This window comes from Dyadobacter sp. CY323 (genome assembly GCF_021390245.1).
Taxonomy (GTDB): Bacteria; Bacteroidota; Bacteroidia; order Cytophagales; family Spirosomataceae; genus Dyadobacter.
In genome coordinates, this window is sequence record NZ_JAJUXH010000003.1 from 561,819 (window position 1) to 585,597 (window position 23,779).

The following is a 23,779-nucleotide window of genomic DNA, read 5'->3' on the forward strand; positions in this document are numbered from 1 at the left end:
AAATGTAGGCAGGTGCCTGAATGAACGGGCGTTAAATAAAGTTAAATGATCCTTTTTCTCGGAAATGCAAGCCAGATAAAATAAGCTGTCAAGAATACAATGCTTACCTGCATCGAATAATCAACAAGCAAATCGGATGAGGCAAAAGTATCCGCAGGTGTCATGTAGCAAGGCATTCCAAGCCGCCACCAGAATGACGGATGTACAACGCAGAGGAGATTAAAAACGAAAAACAGAGCTACCTGCGTTTTATTTCGCCAGTTTATCACATCAAACACCAGCGGGATCAAAAAGAGAAAAATATAATTGCTATATGCACTTTGCTGGACAATCATCATTGAGGCATAAAGCACGATCCAGACCCGGGAAAGCATGATCCTGAAATCGGCATTGCGGAGCCGCCACGCAGCCAGACAAGCAAGTCCGACCGAAATGGCCAAACCAATCCAGTTCCAAAACTTCTCCCCAACTCCAATCTGATTAAAAAACCATGGATTCAGTACCGAAGGAATATTAGGCGCTCTCAATGTTTGGGCTTCGCCGAGCGGCTGTAAAAATTCCAGTCCCACGATTGGGTACAGGATAGCCAGCGAAACAACTCCAATAATGGCAATAGGAATAATGAACCGGATCTTTTCTTTTTCCAGAAGAAATAACGGAATGAAGATCAGGATAAAGATCGCTTTGGTCATTAACAACCCAATGGCGAGAATGGCCGCAAACCATTCGGTCCGTAAGGTACGCTCTCTCACCAGGTATGCGAGGATTACAAAAAGCCACATCCATACATCCTCCTGGGCCCCGATCACGCACAGGATCAGTGATCCGGGCAGTATCAGATATATGATCGCATTAAAGAGCGAAATGCCACGCGATTGAAAGGGACGGAAAAAATGGTATGACAATATCAATGCAACTGCATCCACCACGATCATCGCGAAAACCACCATTTTGGGGCTATACCAGATCTTAACCCAAACTGCCAGAAAATAGGAATAAAGCGGGGAATATGGGGACCAAAAATCCCGATAGACAACCTGACCCTGGGATGCTTTGCTGGCCATATCCCAGAACCCATTCACATCCGACGTAGGTTCCATTCCAGCAATGAGGTAGATAATCACGAACGGAACCAATCGCAGAAGAAACCAGCCCGAGAAAAGTGTCGTCGCAACCGACTTGCCTTCCAGCCAGTTTGAAAATGATTTTTTTGTAAAAAGTAAAAGTGCAGTCGCGAGCAGGCAAAAAACGCTGATACCTAATTTGGCAAGGACAATACTCATATCAATGCCGGTTTTCCTGAAACAGCAACTTTGCGATACGTCTCCCGAAGTACCCAGAAGAAACAAAGCACATTTAATATCTGAAGAACATATTCGAATAAAAACGAAGGATTTTCGAACATTCCCAGGGATTTATACGCAGGTTGCTTTATATAAACCCAAATAAATGGCTGGACGACGGTCAGCCAGTTGAGCGCTAAAAGTATCAGTACGTGAGCGGTTTTGCGAATATCGATGATTTCAAATAACACAGCCATTAAATATGCGATCACATACGCTCCCATTGCACTGGCCTGGAATATCATCATGCACACAAAGCAAGCAATGAAAATGCCCGGCAGAACTTCATTCACATGTTTATGGCGGCCTTTAAATGCAATGAATGCAGGAATGAAAACGGTGAACAAAAGTCCGAACCAGTTGATCAGCGTCGATTTCTTCTCGTCGATCGGGAACATTATTTCAACAAATGGTCTTGTTATTGAAAACAAATTAGGTGTCATGAGTTGCTCGGTGTGCTGGATCGGCATTAAAAACAGATCTCCTATTTGCCAGTATAAAAATCCAACGGCAGGTAGCCCGATCGCAGCCATGACCAGAAGCATTTTTACTGGTTTTTTTACACTGATAAGTAATGCAGGCAAAAGAAATATGAAAGTGACCTTAATGGTAAGCAACGCGAGCGCATAGAGCAGCCCCACACCTACTTCATAATCCACTGTTTTTTTCAATGTGTATCTCCAGATCAGCAATGCCGCCCCCCAAAACCAGACTTCCTCCTGGCCATCCACCAGAATATACATGAAACCCGCCGGTAACAAATAATAAATGATCGCCAGCTGCAATGCATTGGGTATTCTCTTTTTGTAGGTCTGATAGGTCAGCCACAAAATTCCGGACTCCATCAAAACCATAAAAAGCACAATGGCGCGGGCGTTGTGCCAGATCCAGACAGGCAGACTTATAATGTAAGCATACAAAGGCGCGTGATATGACCAGAAATCCCGGTACACAAAACCGCCCGCCTTCGCGGCCTCGGCTTTATAAAAAAAGAAAGGAATATCGCCCCTGGGATCTTCGTTGATAATGAGGAAAATGCCTATCCAGGGAATGAGACGAAGTAAGACAAAACCAAGTCCGAAAATCAACCTTTCATTGTCTTGCTGCCACTTTGAAAAAAGATCTGAACGTTTGACAGTCCAGAAAATTCCGAGTGTTAATCCAAGATTAATGATCAGCTTTATATAAAAGACGGTAAGAACGGGCATAGTCAGATATTCACAATCAGGCGCAAACTTAAGACAAGTTTTCCTGAAAGTGGGTAGCAAAACCCAAAGTTTTAATCGGTTAGCAAACTGTATGCTTGCATACTTTTTCTCAAAATTATATTTTTGAAAAACGTCATCAACGATAATCAATGTTGCTTATGGCATCCGCTGCACTATTGAACGGAATGGATTTCAACCTGAGTGAAGAACATGAAGCAGTGCGCGAAGCTGCCCGTGATTTTGCACAAAATCAACTTTTGCCAAGTGTAATTGAACGGGATAATGACCAGAAATTTGATATAGCCCTCACCCGCGAAATGGCACAGCTGGGTTTCATGGGCATGATGGTATCCCCGGAATATGGCGGCGGCGGAATGGATACGCTGGCTTACGCGATAGCGATTGAAGAAATTTCCAAGATCGATGCGTCGGCTGGGGTAATTATGTCCGTGAATAATTCTCTGGTATGCTGGGGGCTAGAAGAATATGGAAGTGAAGAGCAGAAACAGAAATACCTCACCCGTCTTGCGGCCGGCGATATTATCGGCGCATTTTGTTTGTCCGAGCCGGAAGCAGGCTCCGACGCAACTTCTCAGCACACAACTGCAATCGATCACGGCGACTACTATTTATTAAATGGAACAAAAAACTGGATCACCAGCGGCAATTCTTCTTCGGTATGTCTCGTGATCGCACAAACAAACCCCGAGTTGAGACATAAAGGCATTAATGCGTTCATTGTCGAAAAGGGATGGGAAGGTTTTAGTGTTGGAAAAAAGGAAGACAAAATGGGAATCCGGGCATCCGACACGCATACACTCATGTTTTCGGACGTGCAAGTGCCAAAAGAAAACCGCATTGCGGAAGACGGCTTTGGCTTCAAGTTTGCGATGAGCACGTTAAATGGCGGGCGCATCGGTATTGCAGCGCAGGCACTGGGGATAGCAGCAGGCGCATTTGAACTTTCCTTGAAATATTCAAAAGAAAGGAAAACATTTGGCAAGCCCATCAGTGAGCATCAGGCCATTCAATTTAAACTCTCAGAAATGGCAATGAAAATTGAGGCCGCGCGGTTACTTGTTTACAAAGCCGCCAGAATGAAGGATGAAGGAAAGGACTATATCAAGGCTGCCGCGATGGCCAAACTCTATGCATCGGATGTGGCGATGTGGGTGACCACGGAGGCTGTTCAGGTTCATGGAGGCTATGGATACGTGAAAGAATATCACGTGGAGCGCATGATGAGAGATGCCAAAATTACCCAGATTTACGAGGGTACCTCCGAAATACAAAAACTCGTTATTGCCCGTGAACTACTAAAATGATCCCGTTCAAAGGATTAAATCCATTTTATTCTAAATGTTGGATTAAAGTCATATAAAAATATCACTTTTTTTCACTTTTTTGTCAATCTATTGTTGTATTAGTTTTGTACAATTTATTAGATTTGTACAAAATTAGAAACATAGGTCGCAAGAGCCTTTAAATATATCAAGCATGGAAGACTATAATAAGATTATTGAGTCGCTTGGGGTGAAGTTCGTGAAAGCCCGTCACATCCGGATTTTACAACCCATCACAATTAAAAACTTTTACGATGTCCAAAATTCACTTACGATTTTGTACGACGGTGAAGTTTCGTTCGGCTCAGAGGAATCGCATCGGGTCGAAGAGGGAGATATGCTTTTCATTCCGGGAGGAAAGCATGCCACCGTTACCTACGGAAATACGCAAACCGCTAAAACGGTATCCAATGAGGAGTTCATGACAAACCGGGATAATTACATTGATGCGGGCCACGATCCTGCATTAATCGGCAAGCTTCCCAACTCATTCGGTCTGATTTCCTTCGAAGCAAAAGTTTTTGACACGGTCAATTTCTTTACTTCCCTGGATGTACCTCCGTTCCTGATCAAAAGAGACGATCAGATTGCTGCTACCATTAATCAGATCCTCACTGAGGATATGCTTGATACGCCGGGTAAAGGTCGGATCATCAAGATCAAAACAGAAGAAGTCGTTATTGAGATCATCCGTTACATTCTGAAAAACAAACTGTTTGTTGAGCAACTTGTCACCAACAGTACCTATTTTAAAGATCCCCGTCTGATCGATATTTTTGCTTATATCAAGGATAATCTGGGTGGAGACCTTTCAAACAAGGTTTTGGCGAACGTAGCGAATGTTTCCGAAGATTATGTTGGTCAATACTTCAAAATGCTGACCGGTATCAACCCTCAGGATTACATCGAATATCAGCGTATGGAGAAAGCCGTTGATTTACTTCGTACTTCCAAGAAAAGCATTCGCGCCATTGGTTCTGATGTGGGGTACAAAGACACTGCGTATTTCTGCCGTCGTTTTAAAATGATGTTTGGAATTCCAGCCGGTAAAATGCGTCGTCGTGAATCGTTGATGAATGTTTAGGATTTAAAATTCCTTGTTAATAAATTATTGAAGGAGCTGTATGTAAAAAATACGGCTCTTTTTTTGTGACCAAATGAATGGCCCCGCGTATCAAAGATATCCTCACATTCAAGAGGTATCTTATCATGCTACCCAATTTAAGTAACCCGTTTGTCTCAGCAGAACACCGTTTTCCGTACGAAACCTTGTTGGAGCGCGATCCGATTGTTTTGGATCAAAGGAATATCCGAAACCAGATACGAAACAGCAAGATCCTGATCACAGGTGCCGCAGGTTCGATCGGAACTCAGCTTGCTTTGCAAATCTGCGACTATCAACCTCAGTTACTCATCCTGCTCGACCAGTCTGAGACAGCTCTCGGCGACGTTGAAATGCATATTCGTTCCGCCTACCCTACTATCAATGTTAACGCTTTTATAGCCAACATCACCGATCCCGTACGGATTGACAGCATTCTCCGGCAATTCAGACCCGATATCGTTTTTCATGCGGCTGCATATAAACACGTTCCGATCATGGAAAAGCATCCCTACGAAGCGATCAGGACGAATGTGCTTGGAACCCAGATCCTGGCAGATCTGGCCATAAAATATCGGGTTAGTAAATTCATTTTCATTTCTACGGACAAAGCTGTGAATCCATCGAGTGTTATGGGAGCCAGCAAACGATTGGCCGAAATGTATATCCAGCAGACTTTACATTCCGGCACTCAGTTCATTATCACCCGGTTTGGCAACGTATTGGGCTCAAATGGATCTTTTATTTCTGTTTTTCAAAAACAGATCGCCTCGGGTGGGCCTGTAACCGTTACCCACCCGGATGCCAGCCGTTACCTGATGACAATCCCGGAAGCTTGTCAACTTGTGCTGGAAGCTAGTGCGATCGGGACTGGTGGGCAGGTTTTGTATTTCGATATGGGAAAGCCGGTACTGATCCGTACAATTGCTGAAAAAATGATCCGATCACTTAACCTCAGACCGAATAAAGTCATCGAAATTATCTTCACCGGTTTGCGACCCGGCGAAAAGTTGTCGGAGGAGCTACATCAGCCAGACGAGCTGGAATGTTTTTCCATTCACCCGAAAATCAAACTAATGAATGCAGCTTGTCCGGCAAATGCCGATTTCGAGGCATTTAATAAATCCCTTGCAGCAGTACTCAGCAGTAGCTGTTCCGATGAAATGGTAAGCTTCCTGAAACGGATGGTTCCGGAATATGTCAGTTGTAACTCGGATTTTGAGCGGCTCGACCTGGTCACATAAGTTGTCCGAACATTATTTGGGTAGAAAACCAGTTGATTGCATCCAATGTTTACATCTTCCAAACCATTCATCAAACGAAGGCACTTTAAGATAACCATGTTCTCCTTTCGAATAGATATGCATATCTGCGAGCACTCCTTTTTCCGTCAATGCCTCATAAAACTTGATGCTGTTTGAAACCGGGACAACGGTATCGTCGCTGGCGTGTGTAAGATAAGCTGGCGGAGCGGTTTTCTTGACTTGCAATTCATTTGAAAAGTATCTCACTTTCTCAATTGTCGGCGTCGCCCCCAGCAGGTTAGCCGCCGACCCTTTGTGTCCGATCCGATCCAGAAAACTGATTACGGGATAAACGAGGATCATGAAGTCGGGACGTAAACTGGTTTTCTTCGGATTACTGATGAAGCTGCTGTCATAATGCGTGCCGGCAGTGGCTGCAAGATGCCCGCCCGCTGAAAATCCCATAATGCCGATTTTCCCGGGATCAACTTTCCATTCGGATGATCTTTCTCGCACCGTTTTAATTGCCTGCTGCGCATCCTGGATCGGTCCGATAGACTTATCGTCCATGATCCGGTCATCGGGCAACCTGTATTTGAGGACAAAAGCAGCAATGCCGAGCTTATTCAGTTCCTTTGCAACCTGATAACCTTCCCGATCCATTACCAAAACTCCATAACCGCCCCCCGGACAAACGATCACAGCCGTTCCATTTGCTGAAGCCGCAGGTGGCAGATAAATGCTGAGCGTCGGTTTTGACACGTTTCTTGCTACACCATCTTTCGTATTTCCCCGATCTTCCACCTCGATTGCATTTGGTACCTTGCCATTATACAATGGAATCTCAGTCTGTGCCTGCACTTTCAGTACCAGTGACATAAGTAACATAAGTACTGTTATTCTCATTTGAGCCATATTCGGGGAGTTTCAAGGTCGGTTTGAGAGAAGATGTTCTAATTTTTTTCTAATCCCACAGCAAACATATTCTAATTAAATTTCGGTTACTATATCTGAGCAATGCAGGACGATTTTTAATAGCTGCTTTCCCAATATGGATCCAAATTGATTAAGTCAAAAACCAAAGTTATTTACCTCTACAAAAATTGACTTTTGGGAGGAAGATTACCAAAGAATTGTATCATTCCGTGCTGGTGCATTAATTCTTTTTATATTAATATAATATTTACAAGAAAATCGAATCTGCTTTGTTACTTTACATCAATAACCGATTAAAAAAATAGCTAGTTTTGCAGATATCAGAATCATGCATAACTTTCTTTGATACGTTCTAATGGCTTAATTGAACTCTTTTACAGCGTTAAGGCTTCATTATCCATATAAATCCACCACAGAAGAATGAAATATCCAGTACATGCAGAAGGCAGGTTTCAATTTATCGATGAAGGAAAAGGCGAAACATTACTGCTTTTGCATGGCCTCTTCGGCGCACTAAGCAACTGGGATGGCATTATCGATCATTTTTCAAGTCGCTATCGTGTCCTTATACCCCTCCTGCCGATCTATGAATTGCCCCCGCGTGAGGCTGGGCTCGAAGCTCTGCTGGCGTTTCTGGAAGATTTTGTTGCATTCAAAAACCTCACTAACCTTACCGTCATCGGCAATTCGTTAGGTGGTCATATCGGATTACTTTACACACTCAAAAATCAGGATAACGTCCATAAGCTGGTTTTGACCGGCAGTTCAGGGCTTTTTGAGAATTCAATGGGAGGTTCGTTCCCGAAACGCGGAAGCTACGATTACATCAGGGAACGCGTGGCCTACACTTTTTATGACCCGGAAGTTGCGACCAAAGAATTGGTGGACGAAGTATTTGAAACAACTTCGAGCATCCCGAAATGCATGAGCATTGTGGGGATCGCAAAATCCGCCCAGCGCCACAACCTCGCCAAAAACCTTCACGAGATTACGGTCCCTACACTTTTGGTCTGGGGATTGAACGATACGATCACACCTCCACACGTTGGATACGAGTTCAATCGTTTAATAGCAGATTCAGAACTGCATTTTATAGATAAATGCTGCCACGCGCCAATGATGGAGCGTCCAAATGAATTTAATGTAATTCTTGAAAGCTTTTTGGAAAAACACATCCCGGTACCGGTTGTCTGACGAATTAAATGGCACCAATTCTTTTGGTACGATAGTTGATACATACTCAGTTTTTTTATAGCTTCGAAAAATGACGTCCTGAATATATGCTCGCTTCCTCGCTCATTAATCCCATGGTACCCGTACTGAAACCGACTGATTCGGTGAGCACGGCATTGGATTGGATGGACGAGTTTGGGGTTAAGCAGCTCATCGTAGCGGATTCAGGCGTATATCAGGGAATTGTTTCAGAAGATATTTTATTCGATGTCGTCGATAGTTCCGATCCGCTTTCCCGCATTATTATCCTGCATAAAGATATTTTTGCTTCCGAAGACCAGCATCCTTACGAGCTTTTACGACTTGTTAATCAGTTTGGTTTACGCATTGTGCCCGTTTTGCATGACGACAGAAGTTTTGCCGGAAGTATTCTGGTAACGGATCTGATCGAGCATTTTGCCAATGAGCTGGGTATTCAGGAAAAAGGGGCAGTGATTGTATTACGAATTCCCGAACGGAGCTACTCACTTTCCGAAATCAGTCGTTTAATCGAATCGAACGGCACCAAAATTCTCAGCAGTTATTACTCCTCCGGAGAAGTTTACAATCCGACCAACGAAGCCCGGCTTACACTTAAACTAAACCGGACCCACATTACGCCACTCATTGCAACCCTGGAACGTTTTGGGTATGAAATCGAAGAAGCCCATGCCAACGATCCAATAGAAAGTCTCGACCAGGAACGCCTCGATATGCTTTTACGCTATCTGGCCACTTAGTTCCGGTTACGACTTTTGAATCAGCCTTTTTGTCCCGTATCTTTCGGAGGAAACCATCTGTTTTAGCCATTTTTGCATGAAAATAGCCATTCATGGACGTAACTTTAATGAGTCCGCCCGCCCGTTTATTGAAAACATGTTCAATGAGCTGGCCCGCAAAAAAGTGAGAGTCCAGCTTTCCGGTTCATTCCGGATCTTTCTCGACCAAACCGGGATCCCCCATTACTCAGAGCTGGTTTACGAACGTCCCGAAGATCTTTTCGATGCCGAACTGGTGTTGAGTATGGGTGGCGACGGCACACTTCTGGAAACCATATCGCACATTGGCAGCAGACAAATCCCGGCGATTGGCATCAATGTCGGACGTCTCGGTTTCCTGGCAACCGTGTCCCCGGAACGCATTGCAGATATGATCGCGGCGCTGGAAAATAGTGATTACCGGATCGATGAACGCACTTTGGTGGAAGTCGAGTCTAATATTGATTTGTTTGACGGATTGAATTTCGGGCTGAATGACTTTACGATCACAAAAACCGACACTTCTTCGATGATCACCGTTCATACCTATCTCAACCAGGAATTTCTGAATTCCTATTGGGCAGATGGTCTGATCGTTTCAACGCCAACAGGTTCTACCGGATATTCTCTCAGCTGCGGCGGGCCTGTGCTAATGCCTCATTCCCAGAATTTTATCATTACCCCCATCAGTCCGCACAACCTGAATGTTCGTCCGCTCATTGTAGAAGATACCGCGATTGTTCGGTTGGAAGTGAAAAGCCGGAGCAATAATTTCCTGGTTTCACTGGATGCCCGATCAAAAGTAGTCGATGAAAATACCCAGCTTACAGTGCGGAAAGCCGACTTTACAGCCAGACTAATCAAGATGAAAGACGACAGCTTTCTGAATACATTAAGAAGCAAATTGTCGTGGGGACTGGATATGCGTAATTAACTGACATTAACCCTTTTCAAATACATGATATAATGCAGCTTACCTACCACACTTTTGACCTTCAATTAAAACATACCTTCACCATTGCCCACGATTCCAGGGACATCCAGCCCACACTTATTGTTGAGCTGAGCGATGGATTCACCAGTGGTTTTGGAGAAGCAACTTCCAATCCCTATTACGGCATTACGATCGACAATATGATCGCCGCCCTGGAAACAGTCCGCGACTTGGTCGAATCCGGAAATTATAACTCCGCAGAACAACTTTGGGATTTGGCGAATCCATATCTCACATCCAATTCCTTTTCACAATGCGCATTGGATGAAGCTGCGCAGGATTTTTTCGCTAAAAAGAAAGGTGAAAAATTATATCAGTCCTGGGGACTTTCTCCCGAGAACAATCCGTTGACAAACTTTACGATTGGAATTGATACCGTCGAAAAAATGGTATCAAAAATGAAAGAACTTCCATGGCCGATTTACAAAATTAAGCTGGGTACGAATGAAGATCTCCGCATTGTTCAGGAACTTCGTAAGAATACCAATGCCATTTTCAGGGTGGATGCGAATTGCGGCTGGACCGCGGCTCAGACAATCGATCTGGCACCGAAATTGAAAACTTTGGGAGTTGAGTTTATCGAGCAGCCGTTACCGGCAGACGATATTTCGGGTATGAAAAAGGTTTTTCAGGAAAGTGCATTACCTGTCATCGCCGACGAAAGCTGCATCATTGAAAGCGACGTCGCAAAATGCGAGGGGCTTTTTCATGGCGTAAATGTTAAGCTTACAAAATGCGGCGGCCCCACTGCTGCAAAACGGATGATCACAGAGGCGAAGTTTCTGGGCATGAAAACCATGGTCGGCTGCATGACTGAAAGCAGCGTTGGAATTTCAGCAATCGCACATTTGCTGCCACTTCTTGATTACGTGGATATGGATGGTTCATTGTTGATTACAAACGATCCTGCCACGGGCGTTACGTTCGATTACGGCAAGGTAATCTATGCAAACGAAAATGGGAGCGGCGCTTCACTTAATGTAAAAAACGGGTGAATGCCTTCTCGACCAACAAACTTCCAGGCAGAACTGTATCAACGCAAAGTACTGAATACCTTTGGTTTAGCGGAACAGACTACCTTGGAATGGCTCACAACGAAGCCTTTCGTAGTTATTTGCAAGAGGGTTTATCAAAGTTCGGAATGCATTTTGGAAGCTCCCGCAATGGCAGTCTTCAGCTAAGTATTTTTGAAGAAGCCGAACGCGCCTTTTCAGCATTCACCAATACCCAATCAGCATTACTTGTGTCGTCCGGGATGTGGGCAGGCCAGTTAGTGATGAAAGAAATTGAAAATATCGTCCATACGTCCGTTTCATCTCAATCGTTCAAATACCACTACGCTCCAAAAGTACATCCGGCTCTTTGGGGGAAAGATTATCTCTCCAACAAACAAAGCTGGAACGAATGGACGGCAGAAACGGTGAGCCATATTAATGAAGGCACAACCAATATCACTCATATCATTTGCTCGGACGCCATAGGTTCACCACTGGTCGAGGCATTCGATTTTTCTTTTTTTGGCCAAATTGAGAACTTATCGAATGTTTGGCTGATCATCGACGAATCGCATAGTCTGGGCGTACTGGGAAGCAAAGGTGACGGCATTGCAAGTGGGTTACCTCCAAATATCCGACACAAAACCATCTTTGTTTCGTCGCTTAACAAAGCCTTGGGTATTCCCGGCGGAGCCGTTTATGGTAGTCAGGAAGTGATCGATACGATTCGCCGGTCGCCCTGGTTTGCCGGCGCATCGCCAACAGCGCCCGCCTACATATCTGCATTCAATCAATTACTTGCACACGATATTTACATTGTTGCAAATCGATATTTGAAAAGCCAGATTAGTTATTTCTCGCAAAAGCTGGGGGAAAGCAGTCTTTTTAAAACCGTTGCGGATTATCCTGTCTTTTGCAGCCAAAACCTGAACTTGTTTGAATATTTACTGGATAATGGAGTCATGGCCTCTTTTTTCTCATATCCCTCGCCCACCGATCCACCCATTACCCGCATTGCAATCAGTACGCTACATCAAAAAGAAGACCTCGACCATTTGGCCGAAGTCTGTCTTAAATAATCTTAGAACTAAATCTTACAAATCCCCAGTACGATTCGCCAGCGCCTTTTCTTCACGCAATTTTTCTCTTTCCACTCTGCCAGCCACCAGGATACTTACTTCGTAAAGAACAAAAAGTGGGATGGCAACAATCACCTGGCTATAAATATCCGGAGATGGAGTAATCACAGCAGCAATGATCAGAATCACAATCATGGAATGCTTTCTGTATTCCCGCATGAAAGCAGGTGTAAGTACGCCCACTTTCGCTAATACAAAAACCACTATGGGAAGCTGAAATGCAATTCCACAGGCGAGTGTAAGTGTAGAAACGAGTGAAATATACGATGAGATACTAAACTCATTTATAATCGTCGGATCGAGCGTAAAATTGGCCAGGAAGTTGATTGCCAGCGGAGTTACGATGTAATATCCGAAGAATATGCCCGAAAAGAAAAGCATGGTAACATAAAAAACCGCTCCCCTCGCCTGCCTTCTTTCAGATGGTTTGAGGCCCGGTTTGATAAACCGCCATATCTCCCAGAATGCATATGGAAAAGCAAAAACCAATCCTGCGATCACCGATGACGTCATACTCATCGTAAACTGATCGCCCATTCCAATCGCCTGCAACTTGAAATTGAGCGCTTTGATACACAAATCTTCGTATTGAACTTTCTCTGCAAGCAGGCAAAGCATCCGGTATGTCCAGAAATCCGGCTTGGCAGGCGCTATAATGACGTATTGATAAATTTCTTTTATATAAACGAAAGCGAGTATTGCAAATACAAGTATAGACCCGCCTGCACGGATCACGTGCCATCTTAATTCTTCAAGATGCCCGATAAACGACATCTCTGTACCTTCGCTTCCTTCCTCTTCTTCGTTCTCAAATTCCTGATCCAAGGGCATATTATTGATGTAACTAAAATTCTATCTACGTGAAAAATCAAATGCAGGATCAATATCCGAATGCAAAAGCTGAAATTACTTAAAAAACCCGTCGAAGTACTCCGGCGGGTTTTTATAAGAATGACTTTATCGAAACTAATCCATAACAAATGGATAGTCATTTTCCACATACACATCCGTGTATGCTTCTTTTGGGTCGGGGAACTCTGACTCCTCGGCAAACTGCACCGACTCCGCCACAATGTCCTTTACTTTCTTATCAATATTTTCCAGCTCTTCCTCTGTCGCCAGGTTATTTGTCAAAATAACGGCACGGATCTGTTCGATCGGATCTCTGTGCTTGTATTCTTCAACCTCTTCTTTTGAGCGGTATTTCTGAGGATCGGACATCGAGTGTCCCCGGTAACGATACGTACGGAATTCCAGGAATGTCGGACCGTCACCTTTACGCGCACGCTCCGCAGCACGGGAAACAGCCTCATGGATCGCCTCCACGCTCATACCGTCAACCGGCTCGGAAGGAATGTCATATGCTTCTCCCAAGGTGTAAAGTTCAGTCACATTGGAAGAACGGGCAACCGAAGTTCCCATGGCATAACCATTGTTTTCAACGACGAAAATGACCGGAAGTTTCCAGCTCATCGCCATGTTCAGTGCTTCGTGGAAAGCTCCCTGACGGATTGCGCCATCGCCGAAGTAGCAGATGCAAAGGTTATCCGTCTTGTTGTATTTCTCGGCAAAAGCAATTCCTGCTCCCAGAGGGATTTGGGCACCTACGATACCATGACCACCAACAAAGCCTTTTTCTTTATCAAAAATGTGCATCGAACCACCCTTTCCTTTGGTAGTACCTGTCTTTTTTCCATAAAGCTCGGCCATGATCGCATTCGGTGAAGTTCCCAATGCTAATGGAATGCCGTGATCTCGATATGCAGTAATGTATTTGTCGCCTAGTTTCAGAGCGGTAACCGCACCTGAAGAACAGGCTTCCTGGCCGATGTATAAGTGGCAAAAACCACGTATTTTCTGCTGACCGTAGAGCTGTCCGGCTTTTTCTTCAAATCGACGTTGTAAAAGCATATTCTCGAACCAGAACATGTAACGGTCTTTTGAATGCTGTAATTTCTTGGGGGATGAAGATTTCTTTTTATCCGTAACGGTGGCCATGTATTTGGTTCTCGTTTATAAAGACAGAACTTTGTCTTAAAGTTAGTGGTTTGAACAGAGTCTGTTTTTTGCCGTACTCACGCAAATGATTTGCGAAAATAAGCATAAACTAAATAACAAAGAAGTCCATGTGGCTAGAAAAGCTCCGTCTTACCTACTTTAAAAGTTATGACGAGAAAGCCTTTACATTCGGGGAACACGTAAATTGTTTGGTTGGGGAGAATGGAAGTGGCAAAACGAATTTACTCGATGCCATATACTTCCTGACACTTACCAAAAGTGCCTTTCACAATCAGGATGCCCTCGGTATTCGCCATTCACAGGACTTTTTTGTTCTTGACGGGGTTTTCAAAGACGCTGTCAGAAATACGCAGATCACCTGCAGTTTCCAGCGCGGGCAGCGTAAGGTTTTCATGGCTGACAAAAAGAATTACGAAAAGCTCAGCGATCACATCGGCCTTTTTCCATTGGTGCTTATCGCCCCGGACGACACCGACGTGATCCGTGAGGGAAGCGAGGAGCGGAGACGATTTTTTGATGGTGTATTGTCCCAGGCCACACCCGGTTACCTCAGCGATTTTTTACATTATAATAAAATCCTGAATCAGCGAAACGGGTTACTAAAACTGTTTGCCGAACGAAATTACCTGGACGAAGATCTCCTGGAAACCTATAATGAGCCGCTGATCATTCTTTCTCAGAGAATTTATGCGCACCGGGCTTCATTCATGGACCGGTTTGTCCCATTATTCAATAAGTACTACGATTTTCTCAGCAGCGGGTACGAAATCGTGGATGTGATTTATGAAAGCGAAGTTGCCAGCGAGGACTTTCCGACTGAATTCAGGAAAAACCGCAGCCGCGACCTGCACGCCCAGCGGACAGGAAAGGGAGTTCATAAAGATGAATATGTATTTGAGATCGATGGGGTTACCTTAAAAAAGTTCGGCTCCCAGGGGCAACAAAAGTCATTTCTGATCGCATTAAAGCTTGCTCAGTTCGATTTATTGAAACAAGAAAAGGGAAAAACGCCGATCCTGTTGCTGGATGACATATTCGATAAACTCGACGACCGCCGCATTCAGAAACTCATTGAATTAATCGATACCGGCTTCCTCGGCCAGGTTTTCATCACCGACGCCCGCCCCGAACGCTCCCAGAAAATACTGGAACACGTAAAAGCAGATGTAAGGTTTTTTGAGATTGAGAAAGTATTGACCGCAAAAGACTAGCTCTGCATTCTTGCGTCAATTATGTTTAAGATCAGGACCCCACAGAGTCCATTTTATTTTGTAAGACACGCTTTACTTCTTTTTCGACGTCGTTGCTGGAAATCAATTGACCTGTTTCTGCCTGAAGTAAAGACTGGTTGAGCATTTTGAGGAATTCAGTGGAATTTGCATCTATGTCTGTTTCCATATTTGCTGTTCCATGAACGAACGAATAGAAGACAACAAGTCTTCCATGCGGTTTTCATCCACTTCATTGACAAGTCGGATAACTTCTGTTTTTAAGTCTCGATTAGACATAGATAGCATTGTTTTTATTTCGACACTAAAATAAATTTACACAATTACGAACAACAAAGCCAGACCTTCCAGCCTGGCTTTGTTGTTAATGTTTCTAAACATACTTCGGATTCAGCGACTTGGCTTCCGCCACAAATTCTTTCACTTTTTGCTCTTCATCTTTTTTACAGATCATCAACACTCCGTCATATTCAGCCACGATGTATCCGTCGAGCCCGCTGATTACCACCAGTTTATCTTTTGGCGTTTTGATGATGGAATTCGTCGTGTTATAAAGAAGCAGATTTCCGTCCGTTACATTCTGATTATCATCTTTTTCCGAAACTTCGTAAAGCGATTTCCAGGTTCCGAGATCCGACCAACCAAAATTACTCAACACAACGTGTACATTGTCAGCCTTTTCCATGATCGCATTATCTATTGAAATGCTCCCACAATGCTGATAGGCTCTCTGCACAAAGTGATCTTCCGTTTCCAGGTAGTAATGCGGGTTGCCTCCGCCAAAAATCTCCGCCAGGTCGGGTTGGAATTCAACCAATGCCTTTTTAAAAGCATTGATGTTCCAGACGAAAATACCTGCATTCCACACAAAATCACCACTATCCAAAAATTGCAATGCTAATTCAAGATGAGGCTTTTCTGTGAACGACTTAACCTTCTTAACGGTCATTTTGTCCGGCAAATATTGAATATAGCCATAACCCGTGTCAGGGCGCGTGGGTTGTATCCCGAGCGTAACCAGAATATCCTCGTTACGGGTTGCACCCAACGCTACCCGGATCGTATCCTTAAAAACTTCTTCCTTTAAAATAATATGGTCCGCCGGAGCTACCACAACATTCGCGGCAGGGTTTTTGGCGGCGATTTTGTAGCATGCATAAGCAATGCAAGGTGCTGTGTTTCTACGGTTTGGTTCAAGCAGGATCTGATCGTCGGTAAGAGCAGGGATTTGTTCTTTAACCAGCTCTTTATATTCCTGGCTTGTGACGATGTAAATATTTTCAATTGGGCAAACGCCATCAAATCGTTCGACAGTCTGTTGCAAAAGTGTCTTGCCCGTACCAAGCACATCGTGAAACTGTTTTGGGAAATCTGTTCTGCTAAAAGGCCAGAACCTGGTTCCCACTCCACCGGCCATGATAATTACATACGTATCCTGCATTATGAAAGGTATTTGTTATAGACGTTTGGAAAACGCTCCAAAACTAACGATAAACTGCCAGTATGATAAATTTTGTAACCTTAAACGTTCAGAATTTCGGCCTTTTAGCCTGAATAAAATAAAAAGAGCAGGCTTTGAGGCTTTTCAGTGGAGGGATTTGGTATTTTTAAAATGCATGATATTTTTTAAAAATAACTTTAAAATATCAAGATTAAATTGCATTATTAACATTAATATATCCCTGCCGTTTCCCGACTTATTCTATCCAAACCCACTATCCATATGAAAGGTAACTCTACAATTATAAGAATCGCTCAGCTGGGAATCGTCGCGATGCTGAGCTTCCATGCAGCTGCACAAACCACCATTCAGGGGAAAGTATCGGAATCGGTTACCAAAGAACTACTGGCCGGCGTCAGTATTCAGGTTAAAGGAAAGGTAACCGGCACGATTACAGATACAAAAGGTCGTTTTAACCTTACCACAACTTCGAATCCGCCATTTGTGCTCGTTGTTTCTTCAGTAGGATTTCAAACGCAGGAAATCGAAGTGAAAGGCGGCGTTTCCACGCTGGATATTACGCTTGTTGAACAGGCTGTCATGGGCAGAGAAATCGTTGTTTCGGCCTCCCGGGTAGAAGAAAGCGTACTGAAATCCCCTGTTGCGATAGAAAAATTGGACATTCGCGATATCCGGAATTCACCTTCCGCCAATTTTTATGATGCGTTGATCAACCTGAAAGGCGTTGACATGACCACGCAGGGATTTCTTTTCAAATCCGTCAATATGCGCGGCTTTGGCAGCACGGGTAACCCGCGAACTGTTCAAATGATCGACGGGATGGATAATCAGGCACCCGGACTTAATTTTCCATTGGATAATATCATCGGAATGTCGGAGCTGGATGTGGAAAGCGTTGAAGTATTACCAGGAGCGGCATCTGCATTATATGGCCCAAATGCCATTAACGGGCTTATTTTGATGAATAGTAAAAATCCGTTTTTGTATCAGGGATTAAGTGCGAATGTAAAGACTGGTATTATGCACGAATCGAACCGGGATAAAGCTACTACTCCTTTTGTCGACGCCACCATTCGGTATGCAAAAGCTTTTAATAATAAAATCGCATTTAAGGCTAACCTTTCTTACATCCAGGCAAAGGACTGGGAAGCAACGAATTATGCCAACCTGAATGTGGGTGGAAATGCGGATCCAAACCGTGGCGCAGGAACAGATCTCGACTATGACGGTGTCAATGTATATGGGGATGAAATTCAGACCAACATTAATGCAGTGGCTCAAACATTGGCATCCAATGGGCTCATTTCACAGCAAACCGCCTCACTTGTTCCTAATACATTTGTGAGCCGGACCGGTTTTAAGGAAAGGGACATTGTGGATTATAATACCAAAAGCTTCAAAGCCAATGCAGCGCTGCATTACCGGATCAATGAAAAATTGGAAGCGATTGCCCAGGTCAATTACGGCTACGGAACCACCGTATATACCGGCACGGGACGCTACTCACTCCGGGAATTCAACCTGACTCAGGCTAAGATCGAATTGCGCAGCGATAATTTCACCGTCCGCGCATACACGACTCAGGAACGTTCCGGAAAATCCTACCTGGCCGGGTTGGCGGCAGTTTCTATGCTAAACGAATTTAAGCCTCACGCAACCTGGTTTGGCGAATATGCGGGTGCATTTGCTACCGCTCGGGCAGCTGGTGCGGACGAAACCAATGCACATTTGCTGGCAAGACAAACTGCCGACAAAGGCATCCCAACACCTGGTACTGCCGCATTTGAGCAGCTTTTGGATAAATATAGAAATAGGCCGATCGTAGACGGCGGAGGTGGTTTTGCAGATAAGACGAACCTGTACCATGTAGAAGGGTTTTATAATTTCAAAAACCAGATCAAATTTGTTGAACTGCTGGCAGGCGCTAATTACCGTCAATATCAGCTGAGATCAGGTGGAACGTTGTTTGCCGATAATAAAGAAGGAAGAAACGGCACCATACCGATCAACGAGTTTGGTGCATTTATGCAAGCCGGAAAAACCATTCTTTCAAATCATCTCAAACTGACCGGGTCGATACGGTACGATAAAAACCAAAACTTTGAGGGGCAATTTACCCCACGAATTTCTGCCGTAACATCTTTCGGCGAGCATAATATCCGGTTGTCATATCAAACCGGTTTTCGCATTCCTACCACTCAGAATCAGTACATTGATTTGAGAACACCTTCCGGAACACTGATTGGCGGTTTACCCGAATTTGACGCCCGGTACAACTTGTCAAATGGGATTTTGAGACAAAATCTATCCGAAGAAGCCGTTTTACAAATGGTCAATTCTGATCCATCCATTTTACAAAGTGCTACAACTTATGCAAAAGCAGCTGTTACCCAGCAGGCAACTACGGCAATAACCCAGGCGGTAACTAGCCAGGTCACGGCTGGCGTAAACCAGGCGGTGGCCGCGGGTCAAATCCCTAATGTACCCTCTGCAATCCAGGCCGCGATTACTGCCGGTGTGAATCAGGCATTGCCCGGCGTTCTTGCTGCACAATTACCCGGGATTTTAGCGACCCAGGTACCAGCGTTAATACCAAATCTCGCAAAAGCATATGCTCTCGCAAAACTTCCGAAATACCAGCCAGCAAAGCTAAAACCGGAGCGCATTGCTTCTTATGAAGTTGGTTATAAAGGGGTTATTGCAAAAAGGTTGTTTGTTGATGCCTACTATTATCTCAGTAAATACAAAAACTTTATCGGCGGTACTGTCATTGTTGTCCCCACCGCCGCGGCTGCGCCGGGACTTCCCATTGAATCGGGCATTGGTGTGGGTAACTTTAATGGATTTGCCAGAACCGTGAATACCCATGAAACCATTACGACCAGAGGATTCGGCATCGGTTTGAATTATGGTTTACCAAAAGGCTTTAATGTGGGCGGGAATGTTTCCAACAATGTGATCGACAATTTCAAACCCTCGCCCGAAGTTCAGTATTCGCAGTTTAATACGCCCAAATACAGATATAATGTCAATTTTGGCAAACGGATCACCAGTAGTAGTGCGTTCGGATTTAACATCGTTTTCCGGCACCAGCAATCGTTTTTATGGGAATCAAGCTTCGTTTTGCCTACTTCTACGGATGCTCCTATTTTCTCAAACACAACGGTCCCGGCAGTAAACAACCTTGATGCGCAGGTAAGTTTGAAAGTCAGTTCGATCAAATCGATTATCAAGCTCGGAGGTACGAACCTTTTCGGAAAGTCTTATATACAGTCGTATGCAAGCCCGAATATTGGCTCAACGTTCTATGTATCAATCACATTTGATGAATTGCTGAACTGATCGTCCGCTACTTTTCTCCGTACGCCAAATCGCCCGCGTCTCCCAGGCCGGGCACAATGTAATATTGCTCGTTCAGTTTCTGATCAACCGCCCCTAGCCACAAACGGCAATGGGGAATGCGTTTTTGCAGGAAATCAACACCTTCCGGACTTGCAATCACAGATGCGATGTGAGTTTGGGAAGGAATGCCAAAACGCAATAATGCATGGTACACTTTTTCCATCGATCTGCCCGTCGCGAGCATCGGGTCGATCAGGATCAGGATTTTCCCGGTGAGGTCCGGACTCGTAATGTAATCCATTTCCACCTCGAACTCTTCTTCCGCATTGATATGATGACCTCGGTATGCACCGATAAAAGCATTATCCGCTTTATCAAACATATTCAAAAACCCCTGATGTAATGGAAGTCCCGCCCGCATAATGGTTGCCAGCACGATGGGCTGAAGCAGCGACCTTGAAGCTGCCTGACCCAGTGGTGTTTCCACTTTCTCGGATCGGAATGTCAGCGATTTTGACAGTTCATAAGCCAGTAATTCGCCAATCCGCTCCAAATTCCGCCGAAATCGCATGCGGTCATTTTGACAATTTACATCTCGAAGTTCGGCCAGATAGTGATCTGCAATGGAGGGTTTTTGGGAAAGTAAAAACATCGGTCAGTCAGTTTTTTAAACTACTCGATGCAAGATAATACAAATTCATTGACGTAATTTGGAAGAGTTATTCGAAAAATTATCCGCAAAAGTTCGATTTGTGTGAATCGTAGATTTTTTTTTCCTATGTATCAAGGAATTATCCGGTCTTTCAAAATCTTCATTCTAAGCCTGATAACCCTGTCATACATACATGCACAAAGCGCATTTATTCCATCTAACGACGATTACTACCACCTGATCGACCGCCTCGAAATCAAGAGAGGCAAGTTTACCGAGGGCTTTCATTTCAATGTCAAACCTTTTGAAAGAAAGGCCATTGTCGCTCTTACAGATTCCATATTAAAAGAAGGTACCATCAATCTGACCGACCGCGACTGGGAAACGATCGATTACCTGCGGGAAGATAGCTGGGAATGGACCAATGGCATGATTTCTACGGACTCAGCACAATATAACCGACTGGCGCGGCTAGGCTGGTTCAAAGCTCCTCCACCGGGCAAGAAAAGACGCTTCTTCGACCATCCCGCCGACTTGTATAGCATTCATAATAAAGACTTTGACCTTCACTTTAACTTTGTTACCACCAACTTCATAGGAAAAGATAATAGCTACGATACCACTCGTTTTAACAATTTGTGGTTCACGGGCCGGGGCGTGGAGATCAGGGGAATGATCAATAATAAATTCGGCTTTTACACATATGTTGCTGACAATCAAGGACATTTTCCCAGATATGTCAATGATTTCAGCACACCCAACGGAACCTCCGCGAATTTTCCTGGCGAAGGACTTACCAAGTATACCCCACGCAATCGTGCCGTCGATTATCTTTCGGCCCGCGGCTATGTCACCTTCCGTCCTTTGAGGAGCGTCAATATCAGGTTTGGGCATGATTACAATGTTTTTGGGAATGGCTATCGCTCGCTAATCCTTTCGGATAACAGCAGCCCTTATCTTTTTCTGAGGATTGATACCCAATTGGGAAGGTTTCATTATACCAACCTCTGGACCAGCATGATCAACACCGGTAAAGATTCGTTCATCGAGCATTTGAGAAGGAAAAAGTTTGCTGCGATCCACCATTTAAGTGTTAATCTCACTGAAAAAATCAATATCGGTGTATTCGAAGCCGAAGTTTTTAACCGGGATTCCGTCGGGGGTGGTTATGACCTGAACTATCTGAACCCGATCATTTTTTACAGATATGTCGAATCCTACATCGGTAGCCAGGATAATGCATTATTAGGTTTTGACTTTCGCTGGCTGCTGGGGAAAAAGGCATCTATTTACAGCCAGTTTGTACTGGATGAATTTCTTACCAGATTTCTTTTCAACGGAAGCGGCTCATGGACCAATAAATACAGCTTACAGGTCGGTGCCAAATATGTAGATGCATTTGGGATACCAAACCTGGATTTGCAGGCTGAATACAACATGGTTCGACCGTATACCTATTCCCATAAAGATGGCGGACGGAATTACCAGCATTACGGGCAATCGCTCGCGCATCCTTTGGGCGCTAATTTTCGGGAGTATCTGGGCATTATCCGGTATAAGGTCAGTTCGAGGCTTACGGCTTACGGCACAGTTATGATGGCTGAACAAGGAAAAGATCCTACAACGGGGCCTTATATGAACTTTGGTGGTGATATTTCGAAAAGCTACGAGGAGCGCAGCGTAAACCGGGATGGTGAACTGAACCAGAAAATCGGTCAGGGTATCAAAGCTTCTACCTTATTTACAGACCTTCGACTCTCCTATTCGCTTGCTCATAACCTATTTCTGGACGGTCGTTACCAGATCCGGAAAATCACCTCGCAAGATGTGAACGTCGCTACGAATTCGAATGTATTTACATTCGCAATTCGCTACAATATGGCATACCGCCAGCAAACCTTCTGATTAATTTTAAGAAAATGGAAACTAACCCACATGAAATGCGCAGTCTGATCAGGCTGGCTTTACTTGAAGACATTGGTGACGGAGATCATTCGGCCCTTTCGTGCGTACCCGAAAATGCTACCAAACGAGCGAAGCTGCTTGTAAAACAAGACGGGATTCTTGCGGGTGTTGAGGTCGCGCAAATCATCTTCGCGGAGACTGCTTCATTTTATAATAACCCTCCTTTGAAAATTGATGTGTTACTTTTTGACGGTTCCGACGTCAAAATAGGAGACGTTGTATTTACGGTGGAAGGAAGTGCGCAGCTGATCCTGAAATCTGAAAGGCTTGTTCTCAATATCATGCAGAGAATGAGCGGGATAGCAACCTATGCGAGGCAGATGTCCGACCTGATTTCGGACTTGCCCGTAAAGCTGCTGGATACCCGTAAAACGACGCCAAATTTCAGGCTGTTTGAAAAAATGGCGGTAAAAATTGGCGGCGCGGTGAATCACCGGATGGGATTGTACGATATGATTATGCTGAAAGACAATCATGTTGACTATGCCGGCGGAATTGAACCCGCGATTACCAGAGCGAAGAAATACCTGGAAGAAACCGGGCGAAACCTGAAAATTGAAATTGAGACCCGCAATCTGGCTGAGGTAGAGGAAGTTTTGCGCATTGGCGGAGTGGACATTATCATGCTTGATAATTTTTCGCTGGACGATATGCGTGAGGCCGTGAAACGAATCGGCGGACGGTATGAGACCGAAGCTTCGGGAAATATTACAGAAAAAACACTGCGTGCAGTCGCTGAAACCGGCGTGGATGGCATATCCAGCGGTGCATTGACGCATCAGGCGAAAAGTTTGGATTTAAGTTTAAAAGCCTTCTAACCTCCATTTAAATACCCG

General features: G+C 44.4%; 20 protein-coding genes. 12 read left to right on the top strand and 8 right to left on the bottom strand.

The window, feature by feature from the left end; genetic code table 11:
- Positions 1-41 precede the first annotated feature (41 nt).
- Positions 42-1,283: a hypothetical protein gene (locus LZG72_RS08610; RefSeq protein WP_233870262.1), complete on the bottom strand. Its 1,242-nt coding sequence runs from the start codon at positions 1,281-1,283 to the stop codon at positions 42-44.
- Complete coding sequence (locus tag LZG72_RS08615) at positions 1,280-2,551, bottom strand: hypothetical protein (RefSeq protein WP_233870264.1); 1,272 nt, start codon at positions 2,549-2,551, stop codon at positions 1,280-1,282. Before LZG72_RS08615 ends, LZG72_RS08610 begins: the two co-directional genes overlap by 4 nt.
- 185 nt (positions 2,552-2,736) lie before the next feature.
- Here LZG72_RS08615 and LZG72_RS08620 point away from each other — a divergent pair, with 185 nt between their 5' ends.
- From LZG72_RS08620 to LZG72_RS08630, 3 genes are all read left to right on the top strand, one after another.
- Positions 2,737-3,876 (top strand): acyl-CoA dehydrogenase, encoded by a 1,140-nt coding sequence (locus LZG72_RS08620; protein WP_233870490.1) that lies wholly within the window; start codon positions 2,737-2,739, stop codon positions 3,874-3,876.
- Between the two features lie 172 nt (positions 3,877-4,048).
- Positions 4,049-4,978 carry an AraC family transcriptional regulator gene (locus tag LZG72_RS08625; RefSeq protein WP_233870267.1) on the top strand — a complete coding sequence of 310 codons (930 nt, stop codon included), beginning with the start codon at positions 4,049-4,051 and terminating at the stop codon, positions 4,976-4,978.
- A 125-nt stretch (positions 4,979-5,103) separates the two neighbouring features.
- Positions 5,104-6,240, top strand: a complete 1,137-nt coding sequence (locus LZG72_RS08630; RefSeq protein WP_233870269.1) for a polysaccharide biosynthesis protein — start codon at positions 5,104-5,106, stop codon at positions 6,238-6,240.
- Positions 6,241-6,252: 12 nt separating this feature from the next.
- Here the strand turns inward: LZG72_RS08630 and LZG72_RS08635 are convergent, their stop codons facing one another.
- Positions 6,253-7,146 (bottom strand): alpha/beta hydrolase, encoded by an 894-nt coding sequence (locus LZG72_RS08635; protein ID WP_233870271.1) that lies wholly within the window; start codon positions 7,144-7,146, stop codon positions 6,253-6,255.
- A 450-nt stretch (positions 7,147-7,596) separates the two neighbouring features.
- Between LZG72_RS08635 and LZG72_RS08640 the strand changes: the two genes are divergently transcribed.
- From LZG72_RS08640 to LZG72_RS08660, 5 genes are all read left to right on the top strand, one after another.
- Positions 7,597-8,370, top strand: a complete 774-nt coding sequence (locus tag LZG72_RS08640) for an alpha/beta fold hydrolase (RefSeq protein ID WP_233870274.1) — start codon at positions 7,597-7,599, stop codon at positions 8,368-8,370.
- 86 nt (positions 8,371-8,456) lie between these two features.
- Positions 8,457-9,128, top strand: a complete 672-nt coding sequence (locus LZG72_RS08645; RefSeq protein WP_233870276.1) for a CBS domain-containing protein — start codon at positions 8,457-8,459, stop codon at positions 9,126-9,128.
- A 76-nt stretch (positions 9,129-9,204) separates the two neighbouring features.
- Complete coding sequence (locus LZG72_RS08650) at positions 9,205-10,080, top strand: NAD kinase (RefSeq protein ID WP_233870278.1); 876 nt, start codon at positions 9,205-9,207, stop codon at positions 10,078-10,080.
- A gap of 32 nt (positions 10,081-10,112) precedes the next feature.
- Positions 10,113-11,135, top strand: a complete 1,023-nt coding sequence (locus LZG72_RS08655; protein WP_233870281.1) for a dipeptide epimerase — start codon at positions 10,113-10,115, stop codon at positions 11,133-11,135.
- Positions 11,136-11,281: 146 nt separating this feature from the next.
- Positions 11,282-12,214, top strand: coding sequence for an aminotransferase class I/II-fold pyridoxal phosphate-dependent enzyme (locus LZG72_RS08660; protein ID WP_409017679.1), 933 nt, complete (start codon positions 11,282-11,284; stop codon positions 12,212-12,214).
- Between the two features lie 15 nt (positions 12,215-12,229).
- On the opposite strand, the gene tatC is transcribed toward LZG72_RS08660, so the two are convergent.
- Both tatC and pdhA read right to left on the bottom strand, forming a co-directional pair.
- Complete coding sequence (tatC, locus tag LZG72_RS08665) at positions 12,230-13,105, bottom strand: twin-arginine translocase subunit TatC (protein ID WP_233870284.1); 876 nt, start codon at positions 13,103-13,105, stop codon at positions 12,230-12,232.
- A gap of 135 nt (positions 13,106-13,240) precedes the next feature.
- On the bottom strand, positions 13,241-14,272 hold the full coding sequence (gene pdhA / locus LZG72_RS08670) for a pyruvate dehydrogenase (acetyl-transferring) E1 component subunit alpha (protein WP_233870285.1): 1,032 nt from the start codon (positions 14,270-14,272) through the stop codon (positions 13,241-13,243).
- A 128-nt stretch (positions 14,273-14,400) separates the two neighbouring features.
- Between pdhA and recF the strand changes: the two genes are divergently transcribed.
- Positions 14,401-15,504 (top strand): DNA replication/repair protein RecF, encoded by a 1,104-nt coding sequence (recF, locus tag LZG72_RS08675; RefSeq protein ID WP_233870287.1) that lies wholly within the window; start codon positions 14,401-14,403, stop codon positions 15,502-15,504.
- A gap of 171 nt (positions 15,505-15,675) precedes the next feature.
- On the opposite strand, the gene LZG72_RS29130 is transcribed toward recF, so the two are convergent.
- Together LZG72_RS29130 and LZG72_RS08680 are read right to left on the bottom strand one after the other, a co-directional pair.
- On the bottom strand, positions 15,676-15,801 hold the full coding sequence (locus LZG72_RS29130; RefSeq protein ID WP_255700976.1) for a hypothetical protein: 126 nt from the start codon (positions 15,799-15,801) through the stop codon (positions 15,676-15,678).
- A 94-nt stretch (positions 15,802-15,895) separates the two neighbouring features.
- Positions 15,896-16,963, bottom strand: coding sequence for a mannose-1-phosphate guanylyltransferase (locus LZG72_RS08680; RefSeq protein ID WP_233870288.1), 1,068 nt, complete (start codon positions 16,961-16,963; stop codon positions 15,896-15,898).
- 282 nt (positions 16,964-17,245) lie between these two features.
- On the opposite strand from LZG72_RS08680, the gene LZG72_RS08685 reads away from it, so the two are divergent.
- Positions 17,246-20,326: a carboxypeptidase-like regulatory domain-containing protein gene (locus tag LZG72_RS08685; RefSeq protein WP_409017680.1), complete on the top strand. Its 3,081-nt coding sequence runs from the start codon at positions 17,246-17,248 to the stop codon at positions 20,324-20,326.
- A gap of 7 nt (positions 20,327-20,333) precedes the next feature.
- Here LZG72_RS08685 and upp read toward each other — a convergent pair whose 3' ends face one another.
- Positions 20,334-20,978, bottom strand: coding sequence for a uracil phosphoribosyltransferase (gene upp, locus LZG72_RS08690; protein WP_233870290.1), 645 nt, complete (start codon positions 20,976-20,978; stop codon positions 20,334-20,336).
- Between the two features lie 126 nt (positions 20,979-21,104).
- On the opposite strand from upp, the gene LZG72_RS08695 reads away from it, so the two are divergent.
- Entirely contained in the window at positions 21,105-22,883 is a 1,779-nt protein-coding gene (locus tag LZG72_RS08695) for a capsule assembly Wzi family protein (RefSeq protein WP_233870292.1), read from the top strand.
- Between the two features lie 14 nt (positions 22,884-22,897).
- Complete coding sequence (gene nadC / locus LZG72_RS08700; protein WP_233870294.1) at positions 22,898-23,761, top strand: carboxylating nicotinate-nucleotide diphosphorylase; 864 nt, start codon at positions 22,898-22,900, stop codon at positions 23,759-23,761.
- Positions 23,762-23,779: the final 18 nt, after the last annotated feature.